General features: G+C 37.9%; 1 protein-coding gene. It reads right to left on the bottom strand.

Going from position 1 to position 343, the window contains the following annotated elements; all coding sequences use genetic code 11:
• Positions 1–343 (bottom strand): glutaminase (locus CWC11_RS22240; RefSeq protein ID WP_171038529.1); only part of this gene is annotated, 343 nt, incomplete at both ends.

Below are 343 nucleotides of genomic sequence, written 5' to 3'. Positions count from 1 at the left end.
AAATGACTTCGCCAACTCAGTGGTATTCATTTCTATTGCACAAAAATTGAAATATGACCACAACACATCCTCGACTTCATTATTAAAATTGCCAAATGACTTCATCAAATAAGCCATCGCTGCATTTCTATACCTGTGATCATACTCAGACTGCGCCACAACCTTATTAATACACAGCTTATCATTACCAGACATCGCTCTATAGCTTTCTAGCATCGTATGAATTGGAGCAGATAAACGAGAGTACAGCGCATCACAAGTTACAATGGCACCTGCATTTATAAAGGGATTTCTTGGAATGCCATTTTCGAACTCAAGCTGAGTTAAGGAATTAAAAGCAGTA

It is taken from the genome of Pseudoalteromonas sp. S3178 (genome assembly GCF_005886985.1).
Lineage (GTDB): Bacteria > Pseudomonadota > Gammaproteobacteria > Enterobacterales > Alteromonadaceae > Pseudoalteromonas > Pseudoalteromonas carrageenovora.
Note: the sequence above shows the minus strand (reverse complement) of the source record. Positions and strands in the feature narration are given on the sequence as shown.